Below are 25,484 nucleotides of genomic sequence, written 5' to 3'. Positions count from 1 at the left end.
GCTGAGTTTCACGGCGTAACGATATTTATCCCTCAGAAAATTCGGGTATATCCTGCAGGACGGCTATCCGTCAGCTTCTCATGGGCAATGACCAGTTTTCGCACAATGCGTAACCCGTACGGACAGCGTTTTTCACATTCACCACACTGATTACAGGTAAGAGCGTTTGGCGCCATCGATGCATAGGTTTCCTGCGCATAGTCCTGGTTCCCAAACCAGAAACGCAGGCGGTCCCGGAGGGCATATTCCGCTGGATTGCGAACCTGGTCATCCTTCATTTGTCGGTCATATTGCCCTTCAAGGAGGAAAATCTTTGGGATATCAATCCCCTGTGGGCAAGGCAGACACTTACCGCACTGCCGACACACGTACTGACCGAGTTCTGGAGCATCGAAAAACCACCGTTCTTTCTCTTCCTCGCTCATGGGGGTGAGTTGTTCCACCAAAGCCATATCGCTTCGCAGGTACTCTTCGGTATTGGCCCCCAGAACCAGACAGCTCACCGGAAGCGAAAGCGTATACCGGAGGGCTGCCTCAGGGTTTTGCCACAAAAACCCATCAGAAAAAACCTTCATGGCCAGTACTCCAGCACCTTTTAACTGTGCCAGAGGTATCACTCTTTCTTCCCAACCTGGAAAATGAAACCGATCAAAATAATTTAGGGGAATCATTAGAGCATCAAATGGATAGAGCGAAAGCGCCTTTTCAGCCACTTCTGGGGTTACGTGGTTTGAAAAAGCTACGTAACGGATTTTCCCAGCATTTTTGGCCTCTTCTATCCCTTCCAGCGCTCCACCTGGAGCACTCACCGCATCGAGGACCTCATAGCGGTTGAACTCATGGATAAAAAAGAGGTCAATCCAGTCCGTCTGCAATCTCTTGAGGCTTCCATCGATTGATTGTACAATTTCTTTCCTGGTTCTACTTTTTGATTTCGTCGCCACCACGCATTCCCTGCGGCGAGTTTTTAACACGGCACCAATCTTTCGTTCCGAATCTCCATGGCCATAACTTTCCGCTGTTTCCAGATAATTTCCTCCCAGATCAAGATAGCCATTCACCAACCGCACCGCATCCTCAAAAAGGAGTTCCACCAGGTGAAAACCACCAAGGCCGACCAAGGAAAGGGTTACATCGGTCTGACCGAGTCTTCGTTTTTCCATGCTCTGTACCTCCTCAAGATATTATTCCACAACGTCTATCACGCTTAGAATCAAATCTTCCAGAAAGATATTCCGCTTCAGATTATTGCCGAAAGTCGATATCATTAACTTCCTTTTGGAGTCCCGAACCGAGCAATGATGTCTTGAAGCAGAGCAAGACATTCCGAAGGATTTTCGGCTTTTGCGTGATCTTTGAATCTTTCCAGTTCCCGCAGAAAGGAGTCATCCACAACACCCCAAGAAAGCACTCGCAAGATTTTGGGATGTACGGTTTTTTCAACCTTTTCCTCTTTTTCCCAGAGGTCTTCTCGAATTCGTTCTCCTGAACGCGTTCCGATGAACCGAATCCCGACTTCCTCAAGGGTATATCCTGAAAGCTCAACGAAATTTCGGGCAAGATCCAGAATTTTGACTGGCTTTCCCATGTCCAGGACAAACAGATCTCCGGAACGACCCATTGCCCCAGCCTGCAGGACAAGTCCCACTGCTTCTTCAATGGTCATGAAAAACCGTTCCATGTCAGGATGGGTAATGGTTAGGGGTAAACCCTCCTCCAGTTGCTTTCGAAACACCTCCACCACGCTTCCCCGACTCCCCAGCACATTCCCAAAGCGCACTCCGATAAGCTGAGTGGACGAATCACTATAAGCACGCAGAAGCATTTCTCCAATTCTTTTGGTGGCTCCCATGATATTTGCAGGATACACAGCTTTATCAGTCGATATAAAAATTAACTTTTTCACCCCGTAAGCTCTAGAAGCTCCAATCACGTTCACGGTACCAAAAATGTTATTGGTTATCGCTTCATAGGGGTTTTCCTCCATCAATGGTACATGTTTGTGAGCCGCGGCATGAAAGACCACTTCTGGCTTTTCCCTGGCAAAGATGGCCAAAATCCGTTCCCTATCCCGGATGTCGGCGATGTAGCTTCGCATTGAGAGTTCAGGATATTTCCACCTGAGTTCGAGCTCCACATTAAAAATGCTATTCTCGCCCCGCCCAAGAAGAAGGAGTCTTCTTGGATGGTACATAACCACCTGTCGGCAAATTTCTGAACCAATCGATCCTCCTGCACCGGTTACAAGAACCACCCGGTCCGCAAGATATTCGCTGATGGCAGAAGAATCAAGGCTTACCACCTCTCGTTCCAGAAGGTCTTCCAGCTTTACTCTGCGCAGCTTGCTCACGCTCACTGTCCCATCGATGAGTTCCCATATACCAGGCAAGGTGCGCAAAGCAACCTTTACCGAAGAGGCCAGGGTCACAATTTGCCTGAAAAGTGACGGTTTTGCCGACGGAATGGCAATCAGGACCTCATGTACATGCAAATCCTGCACCATTCTGGGCAAATCCCCAATGCCTCCCAAAATTCTCGCTCCGTGAATCACCTTTCCTCTTTTGTGACGGTCATCATCGAGCAATCCAACCACCTCATATCCAAGCTCAGGGTGCGCCTTAATCTCTCGCAGGATTTTCTCTCCGGCGTCGCCAGCTCCGATAACAAGAACCCTCTTGGACCGGGCCACACCCCTGACACCCTCTCTCCTTTTCTCCCTCTCATGCCACCATCGGACTACCACCCTCACAAAAAAAAGGAAAAGCAGGGTGGTGGTATAGGAGATGACCACCACCGACCGGGGGAAACTTTGAAAAGGAAAAATAAAATACAGGAACGTAAAGGTAAGTTTTTCCAGGGTTATAACCAACACCAGGTCCCGCAGAGCATCGAGACTGAAATACTCCCATAACGGCTGATGAATGCGAAAAAGAAAATAGAAAACGAGAAAAATAGGAATTTCTCTGAGAATCACCCAAGGAATCACCCGCGCATAAACCTGTGGCAAACGAAACTCAAATCGGAAAAAGAAGGCAAAAACAGTAGCCAACACCAGGGATGCAATGTCAATCAAAAAATGCCCCACCGCGCTTTTGAAAAAGGAAGAGGACATTAAATCACCTGAAACCCTTTTATAAGCTTCATCAAGAATGCATCCCTCCTATATTGTTTTTTTCCTCACAATGTCTGTCAATTTGTTTTTCCATGGTAGGTAATTTACTTCTTCTCACCCAGTACAGGTTTTGCAGGTATACCCACTACGGTGGTCAAAGGAGGAACATCTCGAATAACCACCGCTCCTGCACCTACGGTAGCCCAGCAACCGACCGATTTTTCGGGTATCACTACGCTACCAATACCCAAAAAACTCCCTTCCTCAACCACAACCGAACCTGCAAGATGTACCCCAGGAGCAAGGTGAACAAAATCGCCCACAGTGCAGTCGTGATCCACAGTCACGCCGGTATTAATAATAACATGGTCTCCTACCGCGGTGCCAGGCTGAATCACAGTACCTGCAAATACTACCGTTCCTTTTCCAATCCTGACATCCTGGGAAACAAAAGAATGAGGATGAACGGCGGTAACCCATTCACAACAACCCCCGAAGTCTTCTACAATTTTTTTGCGCATCTTATTGTCGCCCACGGCAACAACAGCCCGAACAAACTTTCCCGATCGAAGCATCTCCAGAGGACCGAGGATGGGAATATCAAAGATTTTTCGCCCCCACTTTGTCTCATTATCATCAAGAATTCCCTCGACCGAAAAATCCGCCGCTAAAAGCGTAGCGAGAACCACTTTGGCATGCCCTCCTCCCCCCACAACCACAACTCCGTTCATTGCTTCACCCCGTTTTTCCCCTAAATTCAGGCATAGTGACATGTCCTTCAGCACTAATGCCTTCCCCTTTCAACACCAAAAATAACGTCTTCCAGAGGATTTGCAAATCCAGCTTCAAATTCCAGTGGTCCACGTACCACACATCCAGCTTAAACTTTTCCTCCCAGGATATGGCATTTCGTCCGTGGACCTGAGCCCATCCAGTGAGGCCTGGTTTTACTTCATGGCGACGGGCCTGTTCCGGGGTGTAGCGCGAAAGGTATTCCATGAGTAAAGGTCTGGGACCGACAAAACTCATATCCCCCCGCAGGATATTCCATAATTCTGGAAGTTCGTCTAAGGAAGTGCGACGCAGGAATTTTCCCAATTTCGTCAAGCGTTTCTCATCAGGAAGAGGATTACCTTCCTGGTCATAGAGTACCAGCATGGTCCGAAACTTATAAAGGAGAAATGGTTTCCCGTGGAGGCCAGGGCGGCGCTGACGAAACAGTACTGGCCTACCCATGGTGAAATAAATGAGTGATGCCACCACCACAATGACCGGAGAAAGCACTACCATTGCCACTGCGGCCAAAATAAGATCAAGAAGCCTCTTTCCCAATTTTTGATGCCAGATAGTACCCACATCGAACACCTATATTATTATTTTAACACGCAGAACAGGCAGAAACGTCTGGTTTTCTGGTTTCAACTTTCTAAAGAATGGCAAACCGAAAACCAAACGACACGTTGCCTTTACCATTCCATCAATTTATTCTCGACTCTGGCAATGATTGTGAAATCTCGGTCGTCATGCAAAAGGTAGAGACCATTTTCAATCGCTGTCTGAACGATGATAAGATCGACGGTACTGCGTATCGTGAACCCCGCTTTCCGGCAACGGAGATAAAGAAGGGCTGCTTTTTGATACGATTCACGACCATATTGGAATTCATAAAATATCTGCGAAGAGAGGTACTTTTCCAAGACTCTGAATTCCTTTTCGTCTCGAGCACCCTGCAAAACTTCCTGGTAAATGCAATAATTGATTCCAAAAGGAATACTCTTCTTGAGCAGTTCCTCAAATTTTCTGGTTTTTTCGTTTTCGATTCCTTTCAGAAAGGGGATGAGCACCGAAGTGTCGACCAGAATCACAGGGTATTCCTCATACTTTTATAATCGTACTCTTCAGCGAATTGTATTTTCCCCTTCAATTCCCCAAGATTTTTTCTCCTTCTATTTCGGACGAATTCCTGGAGGGCAACCGCCACAGCCTCTTTTTTGGTTTTGACCCGGGCTAATTCCATTGCTTCCTTTAAGAGTTCATCGTCAATGACAATATTCGTACGCATTGAATACACCTCCCAATACACATTTTAATGCATACAAAGAGGAAGGTCAATCCAACTGAGAAAGCATCGTGTCTGCTTCCACTGCCCAGGAAAAAAGGTAAAACTCAAACCATTTCTTGATTCTCGGCTGTCTCTTTTTCTCAAAACTTTCTCTTCCACTTCCTTGACTTTCCCTTTGAAGCTAGTTAAGATATGGTCAATTCAATAATTGATAAAGGCGAAGAAGGGAAATAGTAAAAGGAAAGAGAAATACACAGAGATCCGGATGAAGGTGTAAACCGGTTTTTCTCTCCTTTGAATCCGTCCTGGAGCCGAAGTGGTGAAAGGAGAGTAGCTACTTCCGCCGAAGGCGTTAGCCTAATGAGGATGGGTGAACCCATTGAATGAGGGTGGCACCGCGGGAAAACTCTCGCCCCTGGGCGAGAGTTTTTTATTTAAATGGGGGCGAATATGGAGGAGCAAAGGTCCGTTCAAGAGGTCATATCTAAACTGAAAATGACCCTGGGAACAAAAAGTGATGTGATGCTGTGGCCAGAGGTCAAAAATACCGTCTTAGCAAAAGTGACGGTTAGCTTTTTCCCACCAGGAGCGACACTTCTTGTACCCATTATGGGGGAAGATAGTGACCACTGGGCAAGTATTGCCGAACAGTCAGGGTTTAACGTCATTCGCCTGGGCAGTGAGTGGGGAGAAACGATACGAGAAGAGGATATCGAACTCCTCTGGCAAAGCATCGGTGGAAAAACCATAAAAGGATTGCTTCTCACCGTTCACGAAACATCGACGGGACTGGTAGTGGACGTTGCACCGATTGCAAAAACGTGTCGGGCAAAAGGGATTGGTTGTGTAGTTTCAGCCTGGGATACGCTGGGGATGGTAGAACTTGCCGTGGATGAATGGGATGTGGATGTTCTGGTAACAGGGGCATCGGAAGCGATACATCTTGTAAGCACCAGCAAAAAAGCTTTAAGAGGTTTTCAGAGGACCGATGACTGGCAATACCCTTACGGAGGCCAATTTTCCTCTCAATTCCTTGCTTCAATTGAAACGATGCTCGAAAAAAATCGCCTTATAGAGTACCAGAAAATCAAAAAAACCCTCCGCGCTGGCATAAAAACCATGGGATTAGAGCTTCTGGTTAAAAGGGACGAAATCGCTTCACCAGTTTTCACCACCATTCGTCTTCCTGGAGGTGTGGATGTGGACCAGGTGCTCGATGACCTTGTCAAACAAGATATGGGAGGTGTAAACCGATTAAAACGGAAGGAAAACCAGATCATCCGCATTGACCACCGGGAATATCGAACGCCTCAACTCATCGTGGCTTTGTGTCATGTTCTGGGAACGATTGTATCGAGCCAAGGAATTCCCCTTAGGATTCAAGAGGGAATTAATAGAGCTCAGGAGGTGTATTACAATGAGTAAGGAGGAAATTCGTATTCTGTGCGCCCACGGTGTACCAGAGGATATGGTGAAGCGATTCACCGAAGAAATTGGTCCAGTCGAAGTGCTCCCTTCTGATGACGAAGCCGACATCATTCGTGCCATAAAGGACAAACATGTCTTTGTGGTCCGTTCGAAACCCAAAGTCACTGCAAACGTGGTGATGAACGCCCCAAACCTGAAGGTGGTGGCAAGACCGGGAGTGGGAACAGATAATATCGATAAGAAAGCCTGTGAAGCGCGAGGTATTCAGGTGATTAATTCTCCCGAAGCATCAGCCTCGAGCGTGGCTGAACTCACAGTTGGTTTAGCAATCGCGCTGTTGCGGCACGTGTGCCCCGCTTGCTCCCTTTTAAAAGAAGGACAGTGGGCAAAAAACAAGTACACTGGCCAAACGGTGGAAGGGAAAATTTGGGGAATCATTGGTTTTGGGGGTATTGGCCGAAGGGTTGCTGAGATCGCCAAGGCCTTGCGTGCAGAAGTGATTGCCTACGACCCCTACGTGGAAGACGAAGAGTTCAACAATAAGGGTGTGAAACGGGCTATGCGTCTGGATGAACTCTTGGAAAAAAGTGACATCATTTCACTTCATGTGGTGCTGAATAAAGATACCGAAGGGTTGATCTCCGAAGAAGCCATTAAGAAGATGAAAAAGGGGGCCTACCTGATCAACACTTCCCGAGGCAAGGTGGTCAACCAGGGAGCGTTGTTACAGGCGCTTGATGAAGGACATCTGGCAGGCGCCGCCCTCGATGTCTATGATACCGAACCGCCAACCGATGTAAGCTGTCTGCGGAAAGAGAATGTAATCTGCACACCCCACATTGGGGGGAGCACCGAAGAAGCCTTCGTGAACGCTACAGAGATTTTAATCAACAAACTGAAGGCTATTTTTCGCATTGGAGAGGGAGTGCCAATCGGATATTAGGAGGAATTATGAAACCATTTGAAATTCTTGACCATACCGCTGACGTGGGGTTAGTTGCCTGGGGAGAAACGCTCGAAGCGCTCTTTGCCAACGCTGCCTTGGGAATGTTTTCCCTCATTAGTGAGTTAGGAAATGTAGAGTGTCGCACAACAGTAACCGTTGAGGTGAAGGGCAACGACTACGAAGACCTCCTGGTGACCTGGCTCAATGAGTTGCTGTATCTCTTTGAAGCCGAGGGATACCTCCTTACGTGTTTTGCCATTGAAGAATTGGGACAGTACTATCTGAAGGCAAAAGTTTCAGGAGAATCAATTGACCAGGAAAAACACCTCATCCAGCGGGTGATCAAGGCTTGCACTTATTATGAGGTTAAAGTCGAGGAAATTCACCCTCAACACTTTCGAGCCCAGGTCTATTTTGATATCTGACATGCTGGGGAGGATGAAGACATATGGCTGAGGTATGGAGTGGACCGTTACGAAAACTCGATAACTGGCGCTGGATCATACCCCAGGAGTACAAAAAGGGAATGCTGGTTGATGGAATCATCTACGCCAGCGAACGGATGACTCAGGCCATTCGGAAAGACCAGGCTCCGGAACAGGTAGCCAATGTGGCGTGTTTGCCTGGGATTGTGGGAAGGTCTATGGCCATGCCCGATATTCACTGGGGTTATGGCTTCCCCATTGGAGGCGTGGCCGCAACCGATATTGAGGCAGGAGGGGTAATTTCCCCGGGGGGAGTGGGTTTTGACATCAACTGCGGGGTACGGCTCATTAAAACCAATCTCAATGCAGAAGAAGTAAAACCACATCTTGAGAAACTCCTTTCGGTGCTTTTTCGGAACATTCCTTCCGGGGTGGGTTCAGAAGGGCGAATTTCCTTCAGCGTAAGCGACCTCAAAAAAGCCATGAAAGAAGGAGCCCGGTTCATGATTAAAAGAGGATTTGGGTTCCCTGAAGACGAAGAGTACATCGAGGAAAAAGGAGCCATGGAAGGAGCTGACCCCGAAGCAGTGAGTGCCAAAGCCATGGAACGTGGGAAAGGACAATTGGGAACCTTGGGTTCTGGAAATCATTTCCTGGAAATCGAAGTGGTGGAACGAGTTTTTCGACCTGATATCGCCGAAATCTTCGGTCTATTTTCGGGACAGGTGCTCGTTATGGTCCATACCGGTTCCCGGGGATTTGGGCACCAGGTCTGTACCGATGCCCTGCAAACCATGCAAAAAGCCATGAACCGCTACGGTATCAAAGTACCAGACCGACAGCTTGCCTGTGCCCCCTTCCAGTCCCCTGAAGGACAAGAATACTTTGCCGCCATGGCCTGTGCTGCCAACTTTGCTTGGGCCAACCGACAGCTCATCACCCACTGGGTACGAGAGTCTTTCGAAGAAGTATTCCAAAAATCAGCCTGGGATTTAGGGATTGAAGTCCTTTACGATGTGGCCCATAACATCGCCAAGGTGGAAGAGCACGAAGTGGAAGGAAAAAGGAAAAAGCTCTGCGTTCACCGCAAGGGTGCTACCCGAGCTTTCGGAATAGGACACCAAGACGTTCCTCAACGGTACCAGCGCGCTGGACAACCGGTACTCATTCCGGGAGACATGGGCACTGGATCATACGTTCTCCTGGGAACAGAACTCGCCATGCAAGAAACCTTTGGCTCCACCTGTCATGGAGCAGGAAGAGTGATGAGTCGTTCGGAAGCCGACCGCACTTCTCGGGGAAGAAACATCGCCGAAGAACTGAAAGGGAAGGGGATTCTGGTCATGGCTGAAAGCAAAGCCACCCTGCGAGAGGAAATACCCGAAGCGTACAAAGACGTAAACGACGTGGTACAGGTGGTAGAAGAGGCAGGAATCTCAAAACGGGTGGTTTATGCAAGACCCTTAGCAGTTATGAAAGGGTAAAAGGAGGAACGTTATGCTCGATTGGAAATGGATTCGAGAAAACAAAGAAAAGGTCAGAGAGGCGCTACAAAAAAGAAATATGGACGAAAATTTTCTTGAGGAACTGTTCAGCATTGACGAAAACCGACGCAAATTCCAAAAAGAAGTCGACGAGCTGAAAAGTCAAAAAAACCAGCTTTCCAAAAATGTGGGGATGTGGAAAAAAGATGGTAAAGACGTTCAATCCCTTCTTAAGGAAATTGAGGACATATCCGAAAAAATCGAAACCTTAGATAGAAAACTGAAAGAAGCAGAACAAATTTGGGAGGAGAAGTTACTCCTTTTGCCCAATATTCCTCACCATACTGTGCCGGTGGGAAAAAGCGAGGAAGAGAACCCAGAAGTGCGGAGGTGGGGAACACCACGGCAATTCGATTTTTCACCTCGTCCGCACTTTGAGCTTGGGGAAGAACTGGGAATCCTTGACTTTGAGCGGGGAGCGAAAATCGCCTCATCCCGATTTACGATCCTCAAAAAAGCAGGAGCGCTCCTGGAGCGGGCTTTAATTAATTTCATGCTCGACCTTCATACCCAGGAACACCGTTACATCGAGGTTTTTCCTCCGTTTCTGGTGAACACCAGAACCATGACTGGAACTGGGCAGCTTCCCAAATTCTACGACGACCTTTACCACTGTCAGGATGATTTACACCTCATTCCCACCGCCGAAGTCCCGGTCACCAATCTCCATGCCGGGGAAATCCTCTCCGAAGCAGACCTTCCTATCTACTATGTCGCCTACAGCGCTTGCTTCAGGCGGGAAGCCGGCTCCTATGGTAAAGATGTACGGGGGCTCATCCGCCAACACCAGTTTAACAAGGTGGAACTAGTAAAGTTCGCCCATCCAGAACACTCCTATGAAGAGCTGGAAACCCTAGTCGGCGACGCCGAAAGGGTTTTACAACTTTTAGAACTCCCCTACCGGGTGGTGGTACTCTGCACCGGTGACCTCGGTTTTTCAGCAGCCAAAACTTACGATATCGAAGTCTGGATCCCTTCCCAGGAAAGGTACCGGGAAATTTCTTCCTGCAGTAATTTCGAAGACTTTCAGGCCCGCAGAGCCAATATTCGTTTTCGTACCACCGGAGGAAAATTGCTCCACGTCCATACCCTAAATGGCTCGGGTCTGGCGGTAGGAAGGACTCTGGTCGCTATTCTCGAAAATTATCAGGAAAAAGACGGTACAGTGGTGATTCCTGAAGCACTCCGTCCGTACATGCACGGATTAGACCGGATTATTCCCTCAATCGAGGTGCGGTGATGGAAAAAAAAGGCGTGGGTATCGTTGGATTTGGTTTCATTGGCCGGATTCATGCACTTGCCCTTTCCGTTTTACCATACGCCTTTCATGAACTCCCCTTCCTTCCCGAAATTCGAGGCATTTGTACATCGCGTCCCGAAACAGCACAAAAGGTGCAACAGGAGACCGGCATCTGGGCAACCGATTCACTCGATATGCTCTTGAACAATAAAGAGATTGAGATGGTGGTGGTTGCGCTCCCCAACGCCGGACATAGAGTGGTGGTGGAAAAAGCAGCCCGTGCTGGAAAAGCTATCTATTGCGATAAACCTCTGGCCCTCAATCTTGAAGAAGCACTTGCCATGGAAAAGGTGGTTAAAGAAGCCCGAATCCCATTTGGAATGGCCTTCCAGAACCGTTTTGTTCCAGCTATCCAGAAAGCCAGAGAATTGATTGATGAAGGAAAAATCGGCAGGGTTTTTCGAACCCGATTTTCGTACCTTCACTCTGGATATGTGGACCCAGCGCGCCCGCTGAGCTGGCGGCTCAAAAAAGACCTTTCCGGTGGTGGTTCCCTGTGGGACCTGGGGTCGCATCTTGTGGATCTGGTGCGTTTCCTTCTGGGAGAACCAGAAATCGTCTCCGCCCGAGGACGGACCTTCATCACCGAAAGGCCGATTGCTCCCGGCGCAAAAGAAAAAGAACCCATCGAAGTCGATGACTGGTCACTGGTCCATTTTACCCTTCCTGAAGAGACCGAGGGGACTCTGGAAACGAGCCGTTTTGCTACCGGAAGCTGTGACGAAATCCGCATTGAAATTGAGGGTAGTAAAGGAGCTCTCCGCTATAACTCCATGCAGCCAAACTTTTTAGAATTCTACGACCTTACCGACTCTGGTGCCCCGATAGGTGGTAGACGAGGTTTTAAACAGATTGAAACCGTGGCCCAGTTCCCCCATCCCTATGCTCTCCCGGGGAAATTTGCCTTTGGCTGGACCAACGCCCATGTGGCCTGCATACACGATTTTATTCTGCGGTGGAGTGGTCAAAAGGCGCAAGGTGCCACCATCGAAGACGGGGTAAAAGTCCAGGCATTTTTAGAGGAAGCCTACCAGCTGATGGGGTGGAAATAACCTCCTGGTTACTTTATCCAGAAACCTCCAGGAGGCGAACCAGGAAACGCTCAAAATCCAGCTTGAGCGTTTCCTTGAGTTTTGGACATCCTCAAGGATGATGGCCACTTTCCGTTTATCCAGCTCATATCCATAGGCATGCCGGAAAAGTCTGAAGCTTCGTAAGTTATTGCGGAACTTCAAACTTTCCTCAAAAATCAGAGCCGGTCGAATCCCTTCGATGGAAAGCGCCATTCTCTTGAGTAGTTCTGTATGATACTTTTTTGTTCATCGATCGTGTTTTCAAAAAAACCGGCTACAATTTTGAAAAGGTCTTCATAAGCACAGTAAAGATTATGAAGTTGATAAGCAAGGCTCTCCAGGCCACAAATACCTTTTTTTTCTTTGCCTTTCTGCAATTCGACCGTAAATTTTCAAAATTTAGTTCCACTGGGAAACGAGTTCCGATTTCAGGATGACAAATCTTTTTCTCCCACCGTATTCCCTCCGTTTTGACCTTTTCTGCCAGCCTGCGGCCTTCAAGCTGGATAATGGTGACTTCCCAGCCGAGTTCCATGGAAAGGAACGACATCATCCGGAAGAAATCCTCATGCCGAAGCCCGGAAAATTCCACATCGATATCCGATTCGTTTCCGAAGCGCCCCGGTTTGGTGATGGAACCAAAAACATAGGCCTCATCAAACTGGATCTCTGCCGCAATCGTCTCCAACGCCTTCTTTAGTTTTTCTAGCATATTCCGCCTGAGGGATTCTGCGCTCTGTTTTTTTGCTCTCATTTTCGCTCCAAGACACGGAACTGAAATTCCATGGTCAAGGTTGGTTGTATACCTGTAACCTCCTTAAAGTCTCCATCTATAATTTTATCCCACACCACAAAGAAACAAATATCGCACCTTCTCGAAAACCAGCTTTGGGCATCGTGTTTTTATGAACTTCTCCTATCCGGGGCCATGACCCACACGATCACTGACCACGTTATCATCCCGCTGGCATGCACTAAGGATTACTTATACAAATCGTTCCCGGAAAAGGATGCCGTGACCAGGAAAAATCCTTGCCGAGATCGCTCTCCTATTCCTTTTACCTTTCCAAAGATTTCCGATTTTGTGTGACTTCTGCTATACTGAATGCGTCATGGAAAAACAGATTGGGGACTGGTGCTTCAAGAACTATCCCGAGATCGAGGCCTGGGACGAACTCCCAGACGGCGTGAGCGTGCTTGATACAAGCCTCTCTGTGATTAACGCTAACCGTACCATGCGATCGTGGTACGCCCACACTGTTTTTACCCCAAAAGAAAAGTGTTACCGCGTATACCATAATCGCAAAAACCCCTGTCCCTGGTGTCCTACTCGAACCACGCTTTCCCGTGGAAAAGCTCAAAGTGGTATCGTGCCCTACCACGGAAAAGATGGCACAGTGCAGGGATGGCAGAAACTTCTGGCTTTCCCCATTTTTGATGGAGACAGAAACATAGTGGGGGTTATGGAATACGTCCAGGATATTACCGAAACCAGATTCTACCAGCTTGTTCTTGCAGCTCTGGAACAGGAAGTCGAAGCCTTAAGAACCATTGTTGGAAAGGCCCGGCAAATTTATGAAGACTGGCAAAAAACCCGTATAAACATCACTTGCAGACATACCCTCAAATCACCGCTCCAGTTCCTCCAAGAAATCCTTCCCAATCAACCTCAGAAAGAACCTCTCAAGATAATGGAATCCTTCTTTTCCCCGATACAAAATGAGATCACCTGGAGGAAAAATCGCTACTTCTCTCTCCTCACTTACCTCACCCCGCGAGAGTTCCAGATCGCTCTTCTCATTGCCCAGGGGAAAAGCACCAAGGAGATCGCCGAAGAATTGTCTCTATCGCTTAAGGCGGTTGAGTTCCACCGCGGCCAGATTCGAGAAAAATTGGGCATCCGAAAAATCAAGGTGAATCTCCAGTCTTACCTTTTGACCTATCTTGCCTCCAGTGGTTTCCCTGGTGATTTTCAGGGGTAATGCAGTGGTTCTCAAGAAAAAGAACGAAGAGGATAATGAGGGAAGAGCGTAAACCGAAAGGAGGCAAACGGATGGACCAAAATTTGCTTTTCACTCCGATTACCATTGGTAAGAAAGTGGCCACTAATCGCTTCGTGATCAATGCCATGGAATGCTGCGATTCTGATGAAGAAGGCAACCCCAGTCCCAAGACCTATCGGAGGTACCGCCGGCTTTTTGAAGGTGATGCCGGGGTCATCTTTCTTGAGGCTATCACCGTGAGCTACGAAAGTCGGGCGCGTCTAAACCAGTTAAGCGTCATGCCCCACAACGAGAAAGCGTTGCAAAAATTCACCCAGGAAATGAAAAGCGTCAATCCCAAACCCATCTTTATCTGGCAGTTGACCCATGCCGGAGAACTCAGCAGTCCTGATTTTTCCCGGAGAGTCTGCGTAAAACCGCTTCCCGGTATGGGAGGAGATCTCTTAAGCGAGGAAGACGTGGACAAAATTATGGACCAGTTCGTGTTAGGTGCAAAAATTGCCTATAATGCCGGGGCCGATGGTGTGGACCTTAAGCTCTGCCATGGATACTTTGGCACCCAGGTCCTCCGCCCCTACAATGACCGTCCCTGGAAGTATGGTGGTCCATGGGAAAAGCGTCGCCAATTTGCTTTTGACCTGTATGAACGAATCCGTAAGGAAATCCCTGACCCCGATTTTCTGGTCGGCTCCAAAGTGACCATGTGGGAAGGTATTCCCGGAGGACAGGGCTGTGCTGGACCAGATACAGCCATCATGGACCTTACCGAACCTCTGGACCTTTTGCATGGTCTTAAAGAACGTGGGGCAAACTTTATCCTGGTCTCCGCTGGAAACCCGTCACTCACCATCGCTTTAGCTCATCCTGATAAACGGATTCCCGACTATGCGTATCTCCACCATCTTTTCCAGAAGGAAGCCCGAAAGATGCTTTATCCAGAAGTAGTCACCATGGGTTCAGCCTACTCCATTTTTCGCGACGGAAAAAACAACTTCTTAGGGGTGGAACGAGAAAAGAGCTCTCTTCTTTACTGGGGTGATAAAAATATCAGCGAAGGCGTCACTGACATGGTGGCTATTGGACGGCAATCTTTTGCCGACCCGTACCTTCCCAAGAAACTAAGGGAAGGAAAATTCGACGAAATTAACTGGTGCACCCTCTGCGATACCTGCATGGAACTCCTCATCCGTCAGCAAAATGCCGGGTGTGTGGTCTACGAAAAAGAGTACGCCCAAATTCTGCAGGAAACCCGAGCAAAATTTGGAGTGTTGAAATTCAAACATACATAAGCATAGTGGACCACACTGGCAAAAATCTCACGTAAAAAACGAAGGAGTGTATCCTGAAACCTCTCCAAACCGCCTCAGCGAAAATCAGGAGTGGACGTTGGTGAACTCGTCCACTCCTGATTTTTTGAAAAAAATACACACGTTTCAAGCATGTCAAGGTCTATCTGCATAGCAGGCCAGTTCATGGAAAGCATCGTCATCCCGAATACTTTGCGGATATAAAGACAAGAGTGACAATACCCGAATATCAAACTGGAAAAATCCGGCACGATAATCCAGGCTTTGACCTATCATTTCTGTGTGACGCGCACTCCAGCCGGAATGCTTTTACGCCAGTCCCAACTTTACAAATTCCTTAAAGAGTGTGGCGTTCTGAGTATACACCTTTTCATAGAGTTGATAGAGTCTTGCGTAAAATGTTTTGTGTTCTTCAATTGGCTCGAGGTGGGGGTTTTCCGGAAACAAGGAAGACGGAAGGTCTGTAAGGTGTTCCACTTCACCGAGGGCTTTGAGAGAAAGGAGAAAAGCCCCTTTGGCAGACGCCGAAGGGTAGAGGCTCACTTCCACCGGGACTCCCAGGACATCGCAGAGGACTCTTTTTCCGTGATCGGTGGTGGCAAAACCCCCGTTGAGGATCACTCGATGCGGCATACCCATGACTTGAGAAAGCAGGTCATAAATGGAACGCACCCGGAAGGCCACCCCTTCCAGAGCCGACTGAATGAGTGCTTGAGGGGTATGAAAATAGGAAAGCCCAAAGAGGATTCCCCGAGCATAGGGATTCCAGTGGGGACTGCGTTCGCCAGTCAAAAAGGGAAGAAAAAGCGGCCTTTCCCGGTAAATGTCAAGGGAAAAATCCAGTTTTTCGCCCAAAAGGTCTCGCACCCAGGAATAGACAATCCCTCCGTTGTTGATGGCTCCACCCCCTACCCAGATACCATCCGCAAGGTAATAACACCAGCTGCGTCCCTGGGGGTCAAAGACCGGATTCTGCTCACACATGCGCACTGCCCCGGAAGAGCCCACCGTAACCACCATTTCTTTTGCCCGGAAAGCCCCTTCTCCCAAATTGGCGAAAGGACCATCACCACCCCCAAAGACAACCGGAATGCCAGACGGTAAACCGGTATCACGGGTAAAGTCACCCTCTTTCAAGGTTTCAACCCTTTCGGGTGGAGACAATTCTGGTAATTTCTCCGGTGGAAGACATAACCAGGATAGGAGATCCTCCGACCAGCACTGTTTTCTCACATCGACAAGACCTGTGGCGGAAGCGGTGGACAAATCGCAAGAATATACCCCGGTCAATCGGCCCAGAACCCAGTCTTTGATGGAAAGAATTTTGGTCGTACGTTCCCACAGTGCAAACCGTTTTTTTTGAAACCAGGCGATTCGGGGAGGATGAAAAATGGTATGAAGGGGTGTAGCGGTCTTTTGGTAGAACTGAAAATCATGATACTCATTTTGCATCGCTTCCACCTCCCCAGCGCTACGAGTATCCATCCAATTGAGAAGAGGATAAAGGGGTCGCATGTGCCCATCAACGAGAAGAAAACTATGGAGCATGGTATCAAGGGCGAGGGCTACAAAAGAAGAAGTACGAAAAGAAGTCGTTACATCCTTTACCGCCTCTTTAATACAATGATAAATCTCTTCCGGGTTCTGCTCGGCAAACCCCGGATGGGGAGAATGGGTCTTGTAATCTCTTTTGGTGGAAAAGAGCATCTCGCCTTCCCGGTGAAAAACGCAGACTTTGCACGAAGAAGTACCGATATCAATCGCCAGAAAAAGGTTTTTTTTCATCAGCTACACCCCGGAAAAGGCACTGAACCCTCCATCAACCGGAACCACCACTCCAGTAACAAAACTTGACGCTGGAGATAGGAGCCACAGGACCGTACTCAAAAGATCCTCCGGAACCCCGAATCTCCCACAAGGAGTATGGGCAAGCACAGCTTCTCCCCGAGGAGTTAAACGACCATCCTTTTGGTACAGCAGAGCATAGTTCTGTTTGGTGACAAAAAATCCCGGTGCCAGGGCATTCACCCGAACCTTGGGAGTGAACTCCCGAGCAATGTACACTGCCAGCCACTGGGTAAAATTGCTCACCGCAGCTTTAGCGGCCGCATACCCCACTACCCTCGTGAGCGGTCGAAGGGCAGCCATGGAAGAAAAGTTGATGATGCTTCCACCCTCCTCTTGCCTGATCATATATCGAGCCACCACCTGGGAAGGAATGATTGCCCCTCCGAAAAGGTTGAGATTGACCACTTTTTGCAGGGCTTCAACAGGCAAATCAAAAAAAGAAACCTCCGAGGAAGTAGTAGCCTCTTTCATGTTTCCCCCAGCCGCATTGAAGAGGGCATCAATGCGTCCAAATTTTTCGAACACTTTGTGTACCACTTCCTCCACGTGTTCTTTTTGCAGAACGTCCATTCTATATCCCTCAACCACGATTGCCTCCTGGCGGAATTCTTCTAGAAGCGCATCGAGCGGGACAATATCCGTGAGCACCACTTTTGCTCCTTCCTTCCCCAAAGCCCGAGCAATGGTAGAAGCGAGGATTCCTCCGCCACCGGTAAAGAGAAACACTTTACCCCGAACCGAAAACATCGACTCAAGGTCAAGATTCATTGGTACCCTCCTTTGGAGAAATCCGTTTCACTAGGATGGGAATTAAAAAAAGCTGAATGATAATTCCCGGAAGTGCAGTCACAAAAAGACTCTGCAACGTCATCACCACCGATACCTTCCGCCCAAAAAGGAGCCCCAAAATCCCAAACTGGGCAAGGAGAAAAACAACCCGTCCCAGAATAAGGCTCAAGATGAGGGCGACAATGGTCGAAAACCGCAGCCGACGGGTAAAAAATGCTCCCAGAGCCCCATAGCTTCCTAATTCCACCATCATGGGAATAAATACGGGGAACGGCGGCATTCCAGAAATAAGGAAATTCACCAAAGGTAATACCAGTCCCACCACAAAAGCACTCCCCGAAGGAAGAAGAAATCCGGCCAACAAAGCCGGAAAATGCATGGGCAAAAACATCGGTCCCGGAATCCCCAAACCATGAAAAACCACCGGAAGTACAATTCCCACTGCCAGAAGCACACCAATGCGCGTAAGCACCACTGCACTCCGATGAACCCGTTCGCTTGTGAGCATTGTATTCACCCCTTTTCTCTTCCAAATAGAACCGCAAGGTGTCTTTTTATATTTTCACATACTCGCGCATAATGTTGAGCTTCTTCCGCAAAGAGGAATTGGCGAATTTCTGGTCCGACTCGTCCCAGGATTGACCCGTAAGCCACGTGAAAGAACTGCCGGATTGCGGTATCGCGAAGAAGAAGAGGAAAATCCTTTTCTGGCACGTTCCGTAAGTCCTCTGGAATCGTTTCTTTTTTAACCGAAAGCTGATAGGCTCGACAATTTTCTTCAAAGGTTTCATAGGCAATGCGGTAAACCCGATGGAACAGTCCCGGATTCTTTTCCGCAACCACCATCAGGGCTTCTAACCAGCTGGTCCCCGAAGTTTTAAGATGAAAAATCCCACCGGTTTCCCGGAAGAACACCGGGTATACGCTGAATTTATCACTCCCAGAGTGTAAACTCAGACGATACCCACCAATGTTTCGCACCACTACCATGTGTTGTCGCAGGGCTTGGGCAAATTCCTGAAGATCACCCAGATAATCAATCCCCTTCTCAAAGGCACCAGGAAAACGAAGAGCTAAACTCCGGAAGTCAATCCCTCGACGATGCAGTTCTTCAGCCACAAAAAAGTGTGCTTCTTTTGAAGTAAGTATCCCTCCCTCATCTAAGGAGATCTCCAAATCAAAGGAAGATAGCTCTTCTTTCAAGAGATGGTACAGATATTCCACCCTTTCAATCGCCGGAAGGTAGGCCAAAACAAGCGGCAGGAGCTTCGTCCCTTCGAAATTAACCCGAACCGACTCCGAAAGTCTCAGGCTTTTCCCTTCATAATATTTGAAAATTTCCCGTTCCTCTGTCGTAAGTGTCTCATACCGTCGGCTAAGTTCGTGTTCTGGCCAAGTGAGTGCCGAATAAGCCACGTTTTCACTCACATCCAGGGTATACATGGAAAAACCCAGGTTTCGAGCTTCCAGGAGGTATTTTTCCTCTTTTACATGGTCGGCATCAGCTCCAAAAGGACCCTGGTATCCACTTTCCAAAATTCCCCAGACCGCTCCCAGAAGGACATCCTGAAAAGTCCGTTGTGTCCTCTCCAATTCCCTCGGTGACTGCTGGGCAATGACTGGAAAAACCGGAAATTCTGCCAGCGCTTTAAGGTGGGCTGCCGAAACCATCCCCAACCGGTCACCACAACCAAAAGAAGGACGGTGGTTAAATGTGACCGGACGAAGAGATGGAAAAAACTGGGTTAGCGCCCGATAATTAACCAAATCGAAGGGATAAACCGTGCAGACACCTTCTTCATCAAGTTGGGAAAAACAGGGATTTTCGAAAGGAAGGTTCGATACCTTTGACCAAACCACAAGGTAGAACCCAATGTGGTTTTTCGCTGGGAAAAAGGTACACCTAAAATCGGCAATCTGGTACGCTTTTTCATACACCCGGAAGGATTTTCCAAATGCTTCACGATTCTGCACGATTTTTTGAATTTTCTCCTGTATCACCTTGATTCCTCCTATTCCAAATCCTTCCCTATTTTACGCTTTTTAACACCCACATAGTACCGAAATAATATCCTTCCCACAGAGTCAACGCACGCAAACCTCTCGTCCTCTGAGACAAACTATCTTTAATTCACTAATCATAATGATTTTACACTTTTTAAGGCTTTTTAGGATACTGGGTACCGGGGGTTTACCTCGGTAGAAATCGGGTCAAAACCAAATTTTAAGGAGACAGCGAAACAGAATCACCACCTATTTTCCCCGGTTTTCCCAAGAGGTATAATCACTCTTGAGGAGGAATGCTCATGAAAGCACTGTGTGATATTGGTATCATTGGCATGGCGGTGATGGGGCAGAACCTGGCCCTCAATATCGCCCGTAAGGGATTTCAGGTAGCCGTTTTTAACCGGACACAGGAACGCACTCAGGAATTTGTAAACACCCGACTCCACGGGGAACCGATTGTGCCGACCTACAGCCTGGAAGCGTTCGTCTCAGCGCTCCGGAAACCCCGTCGGGTTATGCTTATGGTGAAGGCTGGAAAGGCCGTGGATGAATTCTTAGAAACCCTTTTTCCCCTCCTTGAACCGGGGGATTTAGTCATCGACGGAGGAAACTCGTTTTTTCAGGATACCGAAAGGCGGCTCCAGGAAGCCGAAAAACGAAGCCTCCTCTTTTTGGGGACCGGGATCAGTGGTGGAGAGCACGGTGCACTACATGGACCGTCTATCATGCCCGGGGGAAACAAAGAAGGGTATGAACTGGTGCGGGAAATCCTGGAAAAGGCCGCCGCCCAAGTAGAAGATGGACCCTGCTGTACCTACCTCGGACCAGGCGGCAGCGGACATTTTGTGAAAATGGTCCACAACGGCATTGAGTACGCCATGATGCAGGCCATCGCCGAAGTTTATGACATCCTGCGTAAAATCTATGGTCTTGAAAGCCATGCCATCCAGTCCATCTTCGAAGAATGGAACCAAAGTGATGTAGCCTCGTACCTGGTGGAAATCACTGGAAAAATCCTCGGGGTGGAAGACCCGGCAACCAAAAAACCCCTGGTGGAAATCATCCTCGATGCTGCCGAACAGAAAGGAACTGGAAAATGGGCCTCCCAGATCGCTTTTGATTTAGGAGTACCAACTCCAGTCATCAACCAGTCAGTAATTGCCCGCAATCTCTCCTCCTTTAAAGAAAAAAGAGTGTCCCTTTCCCAAATCTGGGGTTGTCAAAATGACGCCAGGCTTCATTGTGATGCGGACACCAGAGAAGCCCTCAGACAAACCCTTTTTCTTTCTATGGTGGTAGCCTTCAGTGAAGGATTCCATCTTTTGCAGGTGGCTTCGGAAGAGTGGAAGTACCACCTCAATCCTGTGGATATCGCCAGAATCTGGAAAGGCGGGTGTATTCTCCGGGCGCGGATGCTTACCGCCATTCAGAAAGCCTTAGCTGAGAACCCATTACTTCTTTTTACAGCCAGTGGGTTCATTCAAAGGGTCAAAGAAAGTGCTAAACAGGCTCGTCAAATCGTGAAAATCGCGCTGGAGCGTTCCCTTCCGGTACCGGTTTTATCAGCCGCTTTGGCCTATATCGACTCCTGGACCAGCGCCGTGTTGCCAGCGAACCTTCTCCAGGCCCAGCGGGACTTTTTTGGAGCTCATACCTACAAACGCATCGACCGACCGGGAACGTTTCACACCACATGGGAGGGTGAAGTAGAATGATTCTCTATGAAAAATCTTCTCTCTGTACCTTAACTCCGGACCAATTCCGGGATTTTCTGAAAGAGGCAATTGCCCGATACGACACCAAGGGAAAGCGGATTTTGGCCATCATCCCCGATGCCACCCGGACCTTTCCCATGAAAACCATTTTTACGGTGCTCATGGAAGACCTTCTTCCCCCGTCAAAAACCCTCCATTTCCTCATCGCCCTCGGCACCCACCCACCCATGACCGACGAAGAATTGAAAAACCATCTGGGAGTCACCTACGGGGAAGCTCGCACTCTGGGAACCGAGGTGTTCAACCATGTTTACAATGACCCCCAAGAACTCCTCCACATTGGTACCATCTCCAAAGAAGAGGTAGAAGCCATTTCGAAAGGGTTACTCAAAGAATCCATCCCCGTCACCGTGAACCGCCGTATCCTCGATTATGACGAACTCCTGATCGTGGGACCGGTTTTCCCTCACGAAGTGGTGGGATTTTCCGGAGGGTACAAATATTTCTTCCCCGGTATTTCTGGTGCAGAAATCATTGACCAGTTTCACTGGCTGGCAGCCCTCATCACCAATCCCAAAATCATCGGTCACAAGGAAACCCCGGTGCGGGAAATCCTCCGCCGGGCGGCTCGCTTCATGCCCCGTCCAAGCATGAAACTAGCCGTTGTGGTCACCGGGAAAGACCCCTGTGGACTCTTCCTTGGCGACCCTGAAGAAGCCTGGTCGAAAGCTGCGGATTTATCGTCCCAGGTCAACATCATCTGGAAAAACCATCCATTCCACACGGTACTCTCGGTGATTCCAGAGATCTATAACGAACTCTGGGTAGGAGGAAAGGGAATGTACAAACTCGAACCGGTGGTAACCAACGGAGGAAAAATCATTCTCTACGCTCCTCATATCCGGGAAATTTCGGTAACCCACGGCAGATACTTGCGGGAAATTGGCTACCACGTGCGGGACTTTTTCCTCACTAACTGGGACCGCTACAAACACTACCCCTGGGGGGTCCTGGCCCATTCCACGCACGTCAAAGGAATCGGCAAATACCACGATGGAAAAGAATATCCCCGCATTGAGGTCATTCTTGCCACCAGCATCCCCCAAGACCTCTGTCAGCGCATTAACCTGGGTTACATGGACTACCGTGGTATCCGCATCGAAGACTACACCGGAAAAGAAGACCAGGGCATCCTTTACGTTCCTCGGGCCGGGGAAATGCTCTACCGTTTAGCCGATGGGACGGTACCGGATATCGATCAACTGTAAATTGCTCTCTGGCGGAGGGGGCGGGACTCGAACCCGCACAGCTCGTTTGAGCATGCCGGTTTTCAAGACCGGTTCCTTGCCAATTCGGGCACCCCTCCGAATACAAAAATTATACCTGCCGCAAGAGAGGGGGTCAAGGACCCCGGAATGAAGCCCCTTTAGACAAATCAGAGTTTCGTTCGCAAATAAAGCTTGATGAACGCCGGTACGGTCTTTTTGTATTCCTTTTCATAGAAAACCCTGGAATCAATTAAAAATAGACAAATACTTTAATTGCCTTCCAGGGGGTCACTTCACCGTATATCGGGAATATAAAGCCGATGCGTGGTTTTTCCCCTTTAAAAAGGGGGTTCTAATCATGAAAAAAGTGGTATTAGTTTTGTTTTTGCTCTTACTCCTTACTCCCCGAAACGTCTTTGCCCTTTGCACTTACTACGGCACACGATTTTCCATTTGGTCTTTTACCAGAACAACGATGAGATGGGTATGGTTGGCCCTCATCGTGGGCGTGGTGTACCTTCTGGTGCATACCATAAAGGAAAATCAGGATTTTCACCGAGAACCGCATCAGGAAGACCCCTTAGAAATTCTGAAAAGGCGCTATGCCCGGGGAGAAATTAGCCGAGATGAGTACGAACGGATGAAAAAAGACCTGACAGAATGACCACCAGGCTTTTTTCGTGGTACACTATTGCTATGAAACTTGAAGAAATTGTGGCCAAAAAGAGAGCCCGGGAAGAGAAACTTCAGGATGCTCTGAAGCGGATTGTTACCCAACTGCGAGAATGGGGCGCCCTAAAGGTTGTCCTTCTCGGTTCGTTTGCCTGCGGAACCGTTGATTTCCAGAGCGATCTTGACCTTCTGGTGATTATGCCATCCTCACAAACAAGCAAAGCATGGATAGATCAGATTTATCAGCATATTGAGCGGGGCATAGCCACCGATATGGTGATTTACTCTCAGGATGACTTTGAAAAAATGCTTCCAGAGAGCTCGTTTTTGCAGGAAATCTTTCAATCAGGAGGGATAGTTTATGAGAAAAAACCTCGTGAAGAAGCCCTGCGATGGTTCCTGCAGGCTCAGGATGAGTTTAACGATGCCGAATTTCTTCGCCAGAGCGGACGCTTTTATCTAGCCCTTTTCCATTTCCAACAGGCAGCCGAAAAGGTACTCAAGGCGTATTTGTATCTGCGCGTTGCCGACCGACAGGTATTTTTTACCCGTTCCATCGATGAACTCCTCCAGATGGTGCAGGAAATCGACACCGATTTTGCCTCTCTCACCCAGACCGAGAAACTCAACCAACACGATACCCCAACGGCCTTCCTGGGGGTGTACCCTCCCGTTTCTATACCGACCCAAAGGAAGCCGAAGAAGCAATGGAACTTTGCCGGGACCTCCTGGGACTCATTACGCGAAAAATAATCTGGAAAGAGACACAGAAAAGATGGTGAAAACGCTCTTCTGGATTATAGTTCTTTCCTGGATGACATTAGACCTTTGGGTACTGCTGGGTAAAAACCAAAACCTTCACCAGATTGTGGACCGCCGGAGCAAATTCGTGGTGATGGTATGCATCGGAAGCGGGGTGATTCTGGCCATCCTGCCCCGAGATTTCCGTTTGACCTGGCAGATTCGGACTGCCTTCAACCCCGTTCAACAACTCGGGATTGGACTCATGATTGCAGGGGTCAGTTTGCGACTCATTGCCATCCTTACTCTGGGAAAGTACTTTACTCCAGATATCGCCATAGCAGAAAACCACAAACTGGTACGCAAAGGGGTTTACCGTCTTATCCGCCATCCCAGTTACACCGGGGAATTCCTCGCCTTTGGGGGAGCGGCACTGGTGTTCTGGCATTTCCCTTCCTCACTTTTCATCTTCTTTTTGCCCTTTCTGGGTTTCCTTTACCGAGCGTCCCTGGAAGAACGAAAGCTATTAGAGTGCTTTGGCGAGGAATATCGGGAGTACATGAGTAAGACCAGACGTTTTATTTAAGAAGTTCCTCACGCTTCAGGGCGTTTTCCACCGCTTTGAGAAAGGCTTTGCTCGATACGGTGGCACCACCCACGGTATCAACCGGCAAGGCATTCACGTTTTTAAGGCGCAGGATGAGTTCCTGGTAAACGGCCGGAATGGAAATTCGGGAGGAAGAAACCAGCTTTACATCCACGATGGTATGGTCCTCGACCTTCACTTCCACCTCACAGGTGAAACGACCTTTTTCATATTTTCCCCGATACGTTCCATCCTCGATGGCGGAAAGGTCGACCATACTAAGGGTCAAGCGCTCTGTCTCGTACAGTCCATAGGTGAGGTATCCCCAGAAGATGCCAAAAAGGGCTGCCAGAATCAATACCACCAGAAGGAGGATTTTCCAAAATTTCTTCATGGTTTCATTATACACTTTTTGGAGACAATCACCAAGTTACAGAGGAATATGCTAATTATAAAAAGAATTCTTCCTCAACAAAGCAAGCACCCTGATTTTTTGCTATTCTTTGTAGAGGGTTCAAGCAAAGGAGGAAGTCACGGTGGGAGAACTGGCCAATGTGGTGAAAATCGTGTCCATTATTCTGTTTGTTGCTATTTTTGCTGGAATTATAGCCCGATTTTTAGGACAAAATTTGCCCTGGCATCGTGCTAAAACGGAACG

General features: G+C 48.5%; 25 protein-coding genes, 1 tRNA gene and 1 other annotated feature. Of the genes, 13 read left to right on the top strand and 13 right to left on the bottom strand.

The window, feature by feature from the left end; translation table 11 throughout:
- Window positions 1-32 precede the first annotated feature (32 nt).
- The 6 genes from ABDK92_01705 to ABDK92_01680 all read right to left on the bottom strand — a co-directional run bounded on the left by ABDK92_01705 (window position 33) and on the right by ABDK92_01680 (window position 5,174).
- The gene (locus tag ABDK92_01705) at window positions 33-1,163 is read right to left on the bottom strand and encodes an aldo/keto reductase (protein ID MEN3185337.1); all 1,131 of its coding nucleotides are present in this window, start codon (window positions 1,161-1,163) and stop codon (window positions 33-35) included.
- 104 nt (window positions 1,164-1,267) lie between these two features.
- The gene (locus ABDK92_01700; protein ID MEN3185336.1) at window positions 1,268-3,073 is read right to left on the bottom strand and encodes a nucleoside-diphosphate sugar epimerase/dehydratase; all 1,806 of its coding nucleotides are present in this window, start codon (window positions 3,071-3,073) and stop codon (window positions 1,268-1,270) included.
- Between the two features lie 143 nt (window positions 3,074-3,216).
- Complete coding sequence (locus tag ABDK92_01695; protein MEN3185335.1) at window positions 3,217-3,843, bottom strand: acetyltransferase; 627 nt, start codon at window positions 3,841-3,843, stop codon at window positions 3,217-3,219.
- 4 nt (window positions 3,844-3,847) lie between these two features.
- Window positions 3,848-4,402 (bottom strand): sugar transferase, encoded by a 555-nt coding sequence (locus ABDK92_01690; GenBank protein ID MEN3185334.1) that lies wholly within the window; start codon window positions 4,400-4,402, stop codon window positions 3,848-3,850.
- A 176-nt stretch (window positions 4,403-4,578) separates the two neighbouring features.
- A complete protein-coding gene (locus ABDK92_01685) occupies window positions 4,579-4,977 on the bottom strand; it encodes a PIN domain nuclease (protein ID MEN3185333.1) in 399 nt (132 codons plus the stop codon).
- Complete coding sequence (locus ABDK92_01680; protein MEN3185332.1) at window positions 4,974-5,174, bottom strand: type II toxin-antitoxin system VapB family antitoxin; 201 nt, start codon at window positions 5,172-5,174, stop codon at window positions 4,974-4,976. Before ABDK92_01680 ends, ABDK92_01685 begins: the two co-directional genes overlap by 4 nt.
- A gap of 211 nt (window positions 5,175-5,385) precedes the next feature.
- Window positions 5,386-5,594, top strand: a binding site (T-box leader).
- A 30-nt stretch (window positions 5,595-5,624) separates the two neighbouring features.
- On the opposite strand from ABDK92_01680, the gene ABDK92_01675 reads away from it, so the two are divergent.
- The 6 genes from ABDK92_01675 to ABDK92_01650 are packed head-to-tail and all read left to right on the top strand — an operon-like array spanning window position 5,625 to window position 11,869.
- Window positions 5,625-6,599: an aminotransferase class V-fold PLP-dependent enzyme gene (locus tag ABDK92_01675; protein ID MEN3185331.1), complete on the top strand. Its 975-nt coding sequence runs from the start codon at window positions 5,625-5,627 to the stop codon at window positions 6,597-6,599.
- Entirely contained in the window at window positions 6,592-7,545 is a 954-nt protein-coding gene (locus ABDK92_01670; protein ID MEN3185330.1) for a hydroxyacid dehydrogenase, read from the top strand. Before ABDK92_01675 ends, ABDK92_01670 begins: the two co-directional genes overlap by 8 nt.
- Before the next feature lie 8 nt (window positions 7,546-7,553).
- Window positions 7,554-7,973 carry an archease gene (locus ABDK92_01665; protein ID MEN3185329.1) on the top strand — a complete coding sequence of 140 codons (420 nt, stop codon included), beginning with the start codon at window positions 7,554-7,556 and terminating at the stop codon, window positions 7,971-7,973.
- Window positions 7,974-7,996: 23 nt separating this feature from the next.
- A complete protein-coding gene (locus ABDK92_01660) occupies window positions 7,997-9,457 on the top strand; it encodes an RtcB family protein (GenBank protein MEN3185328.1) in 1,461 nt (486 codons plus the stop codon).
- Between the two features lie 13 nt (window positions 9,458-9,470).
- Window positions 9,471-10,757: a serine--tRNA ligase gene (gene serS, locus ABDK92_01655; protein ID MEN3185327.1), complete on the top strand. Its 1,287-nt coding sequence runs from the start codon at window positions 9,471-9,473 to the stop codon at window positions 10,755-10,757.
- Window positions 10,757-11,869 (top strand): Gfo/Idh/MocA family oxidoreductase, encoded by a 1,113-nt coding sequence (locus tag ABDK92_01650; GenBank protein MEN3185326.1) that lies wholly within the window; start codon window positions 10,757-10,759, stop codon window positions 11,867-11,869. The genes serS and ABDK92_01650 overlap by 1 nt, the downstream gene beginning before the upstream one ends.
- 295 nt (window positions 11,870-12,164) lie before the next feature.
- Here the strand turns inward: ABDK92_01650 and ABDK92_01645 are convergent, their stop codons facing one another.
- Window positions 12,165-12,602, bottom strand: a complete 438-nt coding sequence (locus tag ABDK92_01645; protein ID MEN3185325.1) for a nucleotidyltransferase domain-containing protein — start codon at window positions 12,600-12,602, stop codon at window positions 12,165-12,167.
- A 400-nt stretch (window positions 12,603-13,002) separates the two neighbouring features.
- On the opposite strand from ABDK92_01645, the gene ABDK92_01640 reads away from it, so the two are divergent.
- Both ABDK92_01640 and ABDK92_01635 read left to right on the top strand, forming a co-directional pair.
- Complete coding sequence (locus ABDK92_01640) at window positions 13,003-13,872, top strand: LuxR C-terminal-related transcriptional regulator (GenBank protein ID MEN3185324.1); 870 nt, start codon at window positions 13,003-13,005, stop codon at window positions 13,870-13,872.
- Between the two features lie 71 nt (window positions 13,873-13,943).
- Entirely contained in the window at window positions 13,944-15,182 is a 1,239-nt protein-coding gene (locus ABDK92_01635; protein MEN3185323.1) for a 2,4-dienoyl-CoA reductase, read from the top strand.
- 327 nt (window positions 15,183-15,509) lie between these two features.
- On the opposite strand, the gene ABDK92_01630 is transcribed toward ABDK92_01635, so the two are convergent.
- Genes ABDK92_01630 through ABDK92_01615 form a run of 4 tightly spaced genes read right to left on the bottom strand, consistent with a single transcriptional unit; the run spans window position 15,510 to window position 19,838 of the window.
- Window positions 15,510-16,985, bottom strand: coding sequence for a gluconokinase (locus ABDK92_01630; GenBank protein ID MEN3185322.1), 1,476 nt, complete (start codon window positions 16,983-16,985; stop codon window positions 15,510-15,512).
- Between the two features lie 3 nt (window positions 16,986-16,988).
- The gene (locus tag ABDK92_01625) at window positions 16,989-17,816 is read right to left on the bottom strand and encodes an SDR family oxidoreductase (protein ID MEN3185321.1); all 828 of its coding nucleotides are present in this window, start codon (window positions 17,814-17,816) and stop codon (window positions 16,989-16,991) included.
- Window positions 17,806-18,345 carry an ECF transporter S component gene (locus ABDK92_01620; protein MEN3185320.1) on the bottom strand — a complete coding sequence of 180 codons (540 nt, stop codon included), beginning with the start codon at window positions 18,343-18,345 and terminating at the stop codon, window positions 17,806-17,808. The genes ABDK92_01625 and ABDK92_01620 overlap by 11 nt, the downstream gene beginning before the upstream one ends.
- A 5-nt stretch (window positions 18,346-18,350) precedes the next feature.
- The gene (locus tag ABDK92_01615; protein ID MEN3185319.1) at window positions 18,351-19,838 is read right to left on the bottom strand and encodes a tagaturonate epimerase family protein; all 1,488 of its coding nucleotides are present in this window, start codon (window positions 19,836-19,838) and stop codon (window positions 18,351-18,353) included.
- Between the two features lie 305 nt (window positions 19,839-20,143).
- Here ABDK92_01615 and gndA point away from each other — a divergent pair, with 305 nt between their 5' ends.
- Window positions 20,144-21,559 carry an NADP-dependent phosphogluconate dehydrogenase gene (gene gndA, locus ABDK92_01610; GenBank protein ID MEN3185318.1) on the top strand — a complete coding sequence of 472 codons (1,416 nt, stop codon included), beginning with the start codon at window positions 20,144-20,146 and terminating at the stop codon, window positions 21,557-21,559.
- On the top strand, window positions 21,556-22,827 hold the full coding sequence (locus ABDK92_01605) for a lactate racemase domain-containing protein (GenBank protein MEN3185317.1): 1,272 nt from the start codon (window positions 21,556-21,558) through the stop codon (window positions 22,825-22,827). The genes gndA and ABDK92_01605 overlap by 4 nt, the downstream gene beginning before the upstream one ends.
- Before the next feature lie 9 nt (window positions 22,828-22,836).
- Here the strand turns inward: ABDK92_01605 and ABDK92_01600 are convergent.
- A tRNA-Ser gene (locus ABDK92_01600) sits at window positions 22,837-22,925 on the bottom strand.
- 260 nt (window positions 22,926-23,185) lie between these two features.
- On the opposite strand from ABDK92_01600, the gene ABDK92_01595 reads away from it, so the two are divergent.
- From ABDK92_01595 to ABDK92_01585, 3 genes are read left to right on the top strand one after another with little or no spacing between them, the layout of a single operon-like run.
- A complete protein-coding gene (locus tag ABDK92_01595) occupies window positions 23,186-23,491 on the top strand; it encodes an SHOCT domain-containing protein (protein ID MEN3185316.1) in 306 nt (101 codons plus the stop codon).
- Window positions 23,488-24,252 carry a HEPN domain-containing protein gene (locus tag ABDK92_01590; GenBank protein MEN3185315.1) on the top strand — a complete coding sequence of 255 codons (765 nt, stop codon included), beginning with the start codon at window positions 23,488-23,490 and terminating at the stop codon, window positions 24,250-24,252. The genes ABDK92_01595 and ABDK92_01590 overlap by 4 nt, the downstream gene beginning before the upstream one ends.
- A 22-nt stretch (window positions 24,253-24,274) precedes the next feature.
- Window positions 24,275-24,826 carry an isoprenylcysteine carboxylmethyltransferase family protein gene (locus ABDK92_01585; protein ID MEN3185314.1) on the top strand — a complete coding sequence of 184 codons (552 nt, stop codon included), beginning with the start codon at window positions 24,275-24,277 and terminating at the stop codon, window positions 24,824-24,826.
- Here the strand turns inward: ABDK92_01585 and ABDK92_01580 are convergent.
- Window positions 24,819-25,220: an FMN-binding protein gene (locus tag ABDK92_01580; protein ID MEN3185313.1), complete on the bottom strand. Its 402-nt coding sequence runs from the start codon at window positions 25,218-25,220 to the stop codon at window positions 24,819-24,821. The genes ABDK92_01585 and ABDK92_01580 overlap by 8 nt on opposite strands.
- Window positions 25,221-25,484: the final 264 nt, after the last annotated feature.

It is taken from the genome of Atribacterota bacterium, from assembly GCA_039638595.1.
Classification (GTDB): Bacteria; Atribacterota; Atribacteria; order Atribacterales; family Caldatribacteriaceae; genus Profundicultor; species Profundicultor thermophilus.
Note: the sequence above shows the minus strand (reverse complement) of the source record. Positions and strands in the feature narration are given on the sequence as shown.

What these genes read in the sequence shown, in the direction of transcription:
- ABDK92_01705 (MEN3185337.1), bottom strand. Translation starts at nt 1,163, where the DNA reads ATGGAAAAACGAAGACTCGGTCAGACCGATGTAACCCTTTCCTTGGTC.
- ABDK92_01695 (MEN3185335.1), bottom strand. Translation starts at nt 3,843, where the DNA reads ATGAACGGAGTTGTGGTTGTGGGGGGAGGAGGGCATGCCAAAGTGGTT.
- ABDK92_01690 (MEN3185334.1), bottom strand. Translation starts at nt 4,402, where the DNA reads ATGGTAGTGCTTTCTCCGGTCATTGTGGTGGTGGCATCACTCATTTAT.
- ABDK92_01680 (MEN3185332.1), bottom strand. Translation starts at nt 5,174, where the DNA reads ATGCGTACGAATATTGTCATTGACGATGAACTCTTAAAGGAAGCAATG.
- ABDK92_01675 (MEN3185331.1), top strand. Translation starts at nt 5,625, where the DNA reads ATGGAGGAGCAAAGGTCCGTTCAAGAGGTCATATCTAAACTGAAAATG.
- ABDK92_01670 (MEN3185330.1), top strand. Translation starts at nt 6,592, where the DNA reads ATGAGTAAGGAGGAAATTCGTATTCTGTGCGCCCACGGTGTACCAGAG.
- ABDK92_01665 (MEN3185329.1), top strand. Translation starts at nt 7,554, where the DNA reads ATGAAACCATTTGAAATTCTTGACCATACCGCTGACGTGGGGTTAGTT.
- ABDK92_01660 (MEN3185328.1), top strand. Translation starts at nt 7,997, where the DNA reads ATGGCTGAGGTATGGAGTGGACCGTTACGAAAACTCGATAACTGGCGC.
- serS (MEN3185327.1), top strand. Translation starts at nt 9,471, where the DNA reads ATGCTCGATTGGAAATGGATTCGAGAAAACAAAGAAAAGGTCAGAGAG.
- ABDK92_01650 (MEN3185326.1), top strand. Translation starts at nt 10,757, where the DNA reads ATGGAAAAAAAAGGCGTGGGTATCGTTGGATTTGGTTTCATTGGCCGG.
- ABDK92_01645 (MEN3185325.1), bottom strand. Translation starts at nt 12,602, where the DNA reads ATGCTAGAAAAACTAAAGAAGGCGTTGGAGACGATTGCGGCAGAGATC.
- ABDK92_01640 (MEN3185324.1), top strand. Translation starts at nt 13,003, where the DNA reads ATGGAAAAACAGATTGGGGACTGGTGCTTCAAGAACTATCCCGAGATC.
- ABDK92_01635 (MEN3185323.1), top strand. Translation starts at nt 13,944, where the DNA reads ATGGACCAAAATTTGCTTTTCACTCCGATTACCATTGGTAAGAAAGTG.
- ABDK92_01630 (MEN3185322.1), bottom strand. Translation starts at nt 16,985, where the DNA reads ATGAAAAAAAACCTTTTTCTGGCGATTGATATCGGTACTTCTTCGTGC.
- ABDK92_01625 (MEN3185321.1), bottom strand. Translation starts at nt 17,816, where the DNA reads ATGAATCTTGACCTTGAGTCGATGTTTTCGGTTCGGGGTAAAGTGTTT.
- ABDK92_01620 (MEN3185320.1), bottom strand. Translation starts at nt 18,345, where the DNA reads ATGCTCACAAGCGAACGGGTTCATCGGAGTGCAGTGGTGCTTACGCGC.
- gndA (MEN3185318.1), top strand. Translation starts at nt 20,144, where the DNA reads ATGAAAGCACTGTGTGATATTGGTATCATTGGCATGGCGGTGATGGGG.
- ABDK92_01605 (MEN3185317.1), top strand. Translation starts at nt 21,556, where the DNA reads ATGATTCTCTATGAAAAATCTTCTCTCTGTACCTTAACTCCGGACCAA.
- ABDK92_01595 (MEN3185316.1), top strand. Translation starts at nt 23,186, where the DNA reads ATGAAAAAAGTGGTATTAGTTTTGTTTTTGCTCTTACTCCTTACTCCC.
- ABDK92_01590 (MEN3185315.1), top strand. Translation starts at nt 23,488, where the DNA reads ATGACCACCAGGCTTTTTTCGTGGTACACTATTGCTATGAAACTTGAA.
- ABDK92_01585 (MEN3185314.1), top strand. Translation starts at nt 24,275, where the DNA reads ATGGTGAAAACGCTCTTCTGGATTATAGTTCTTTCCTGGATGACATTA.
- ABDK92_01580 (MEN3185313.1), bottom strand. Translation starts at nt 25,220, where the DNA reads ATGAAGAAATTTTGGAAAATCCTCCTTCTGGTGGTATTGATTCTGGCA.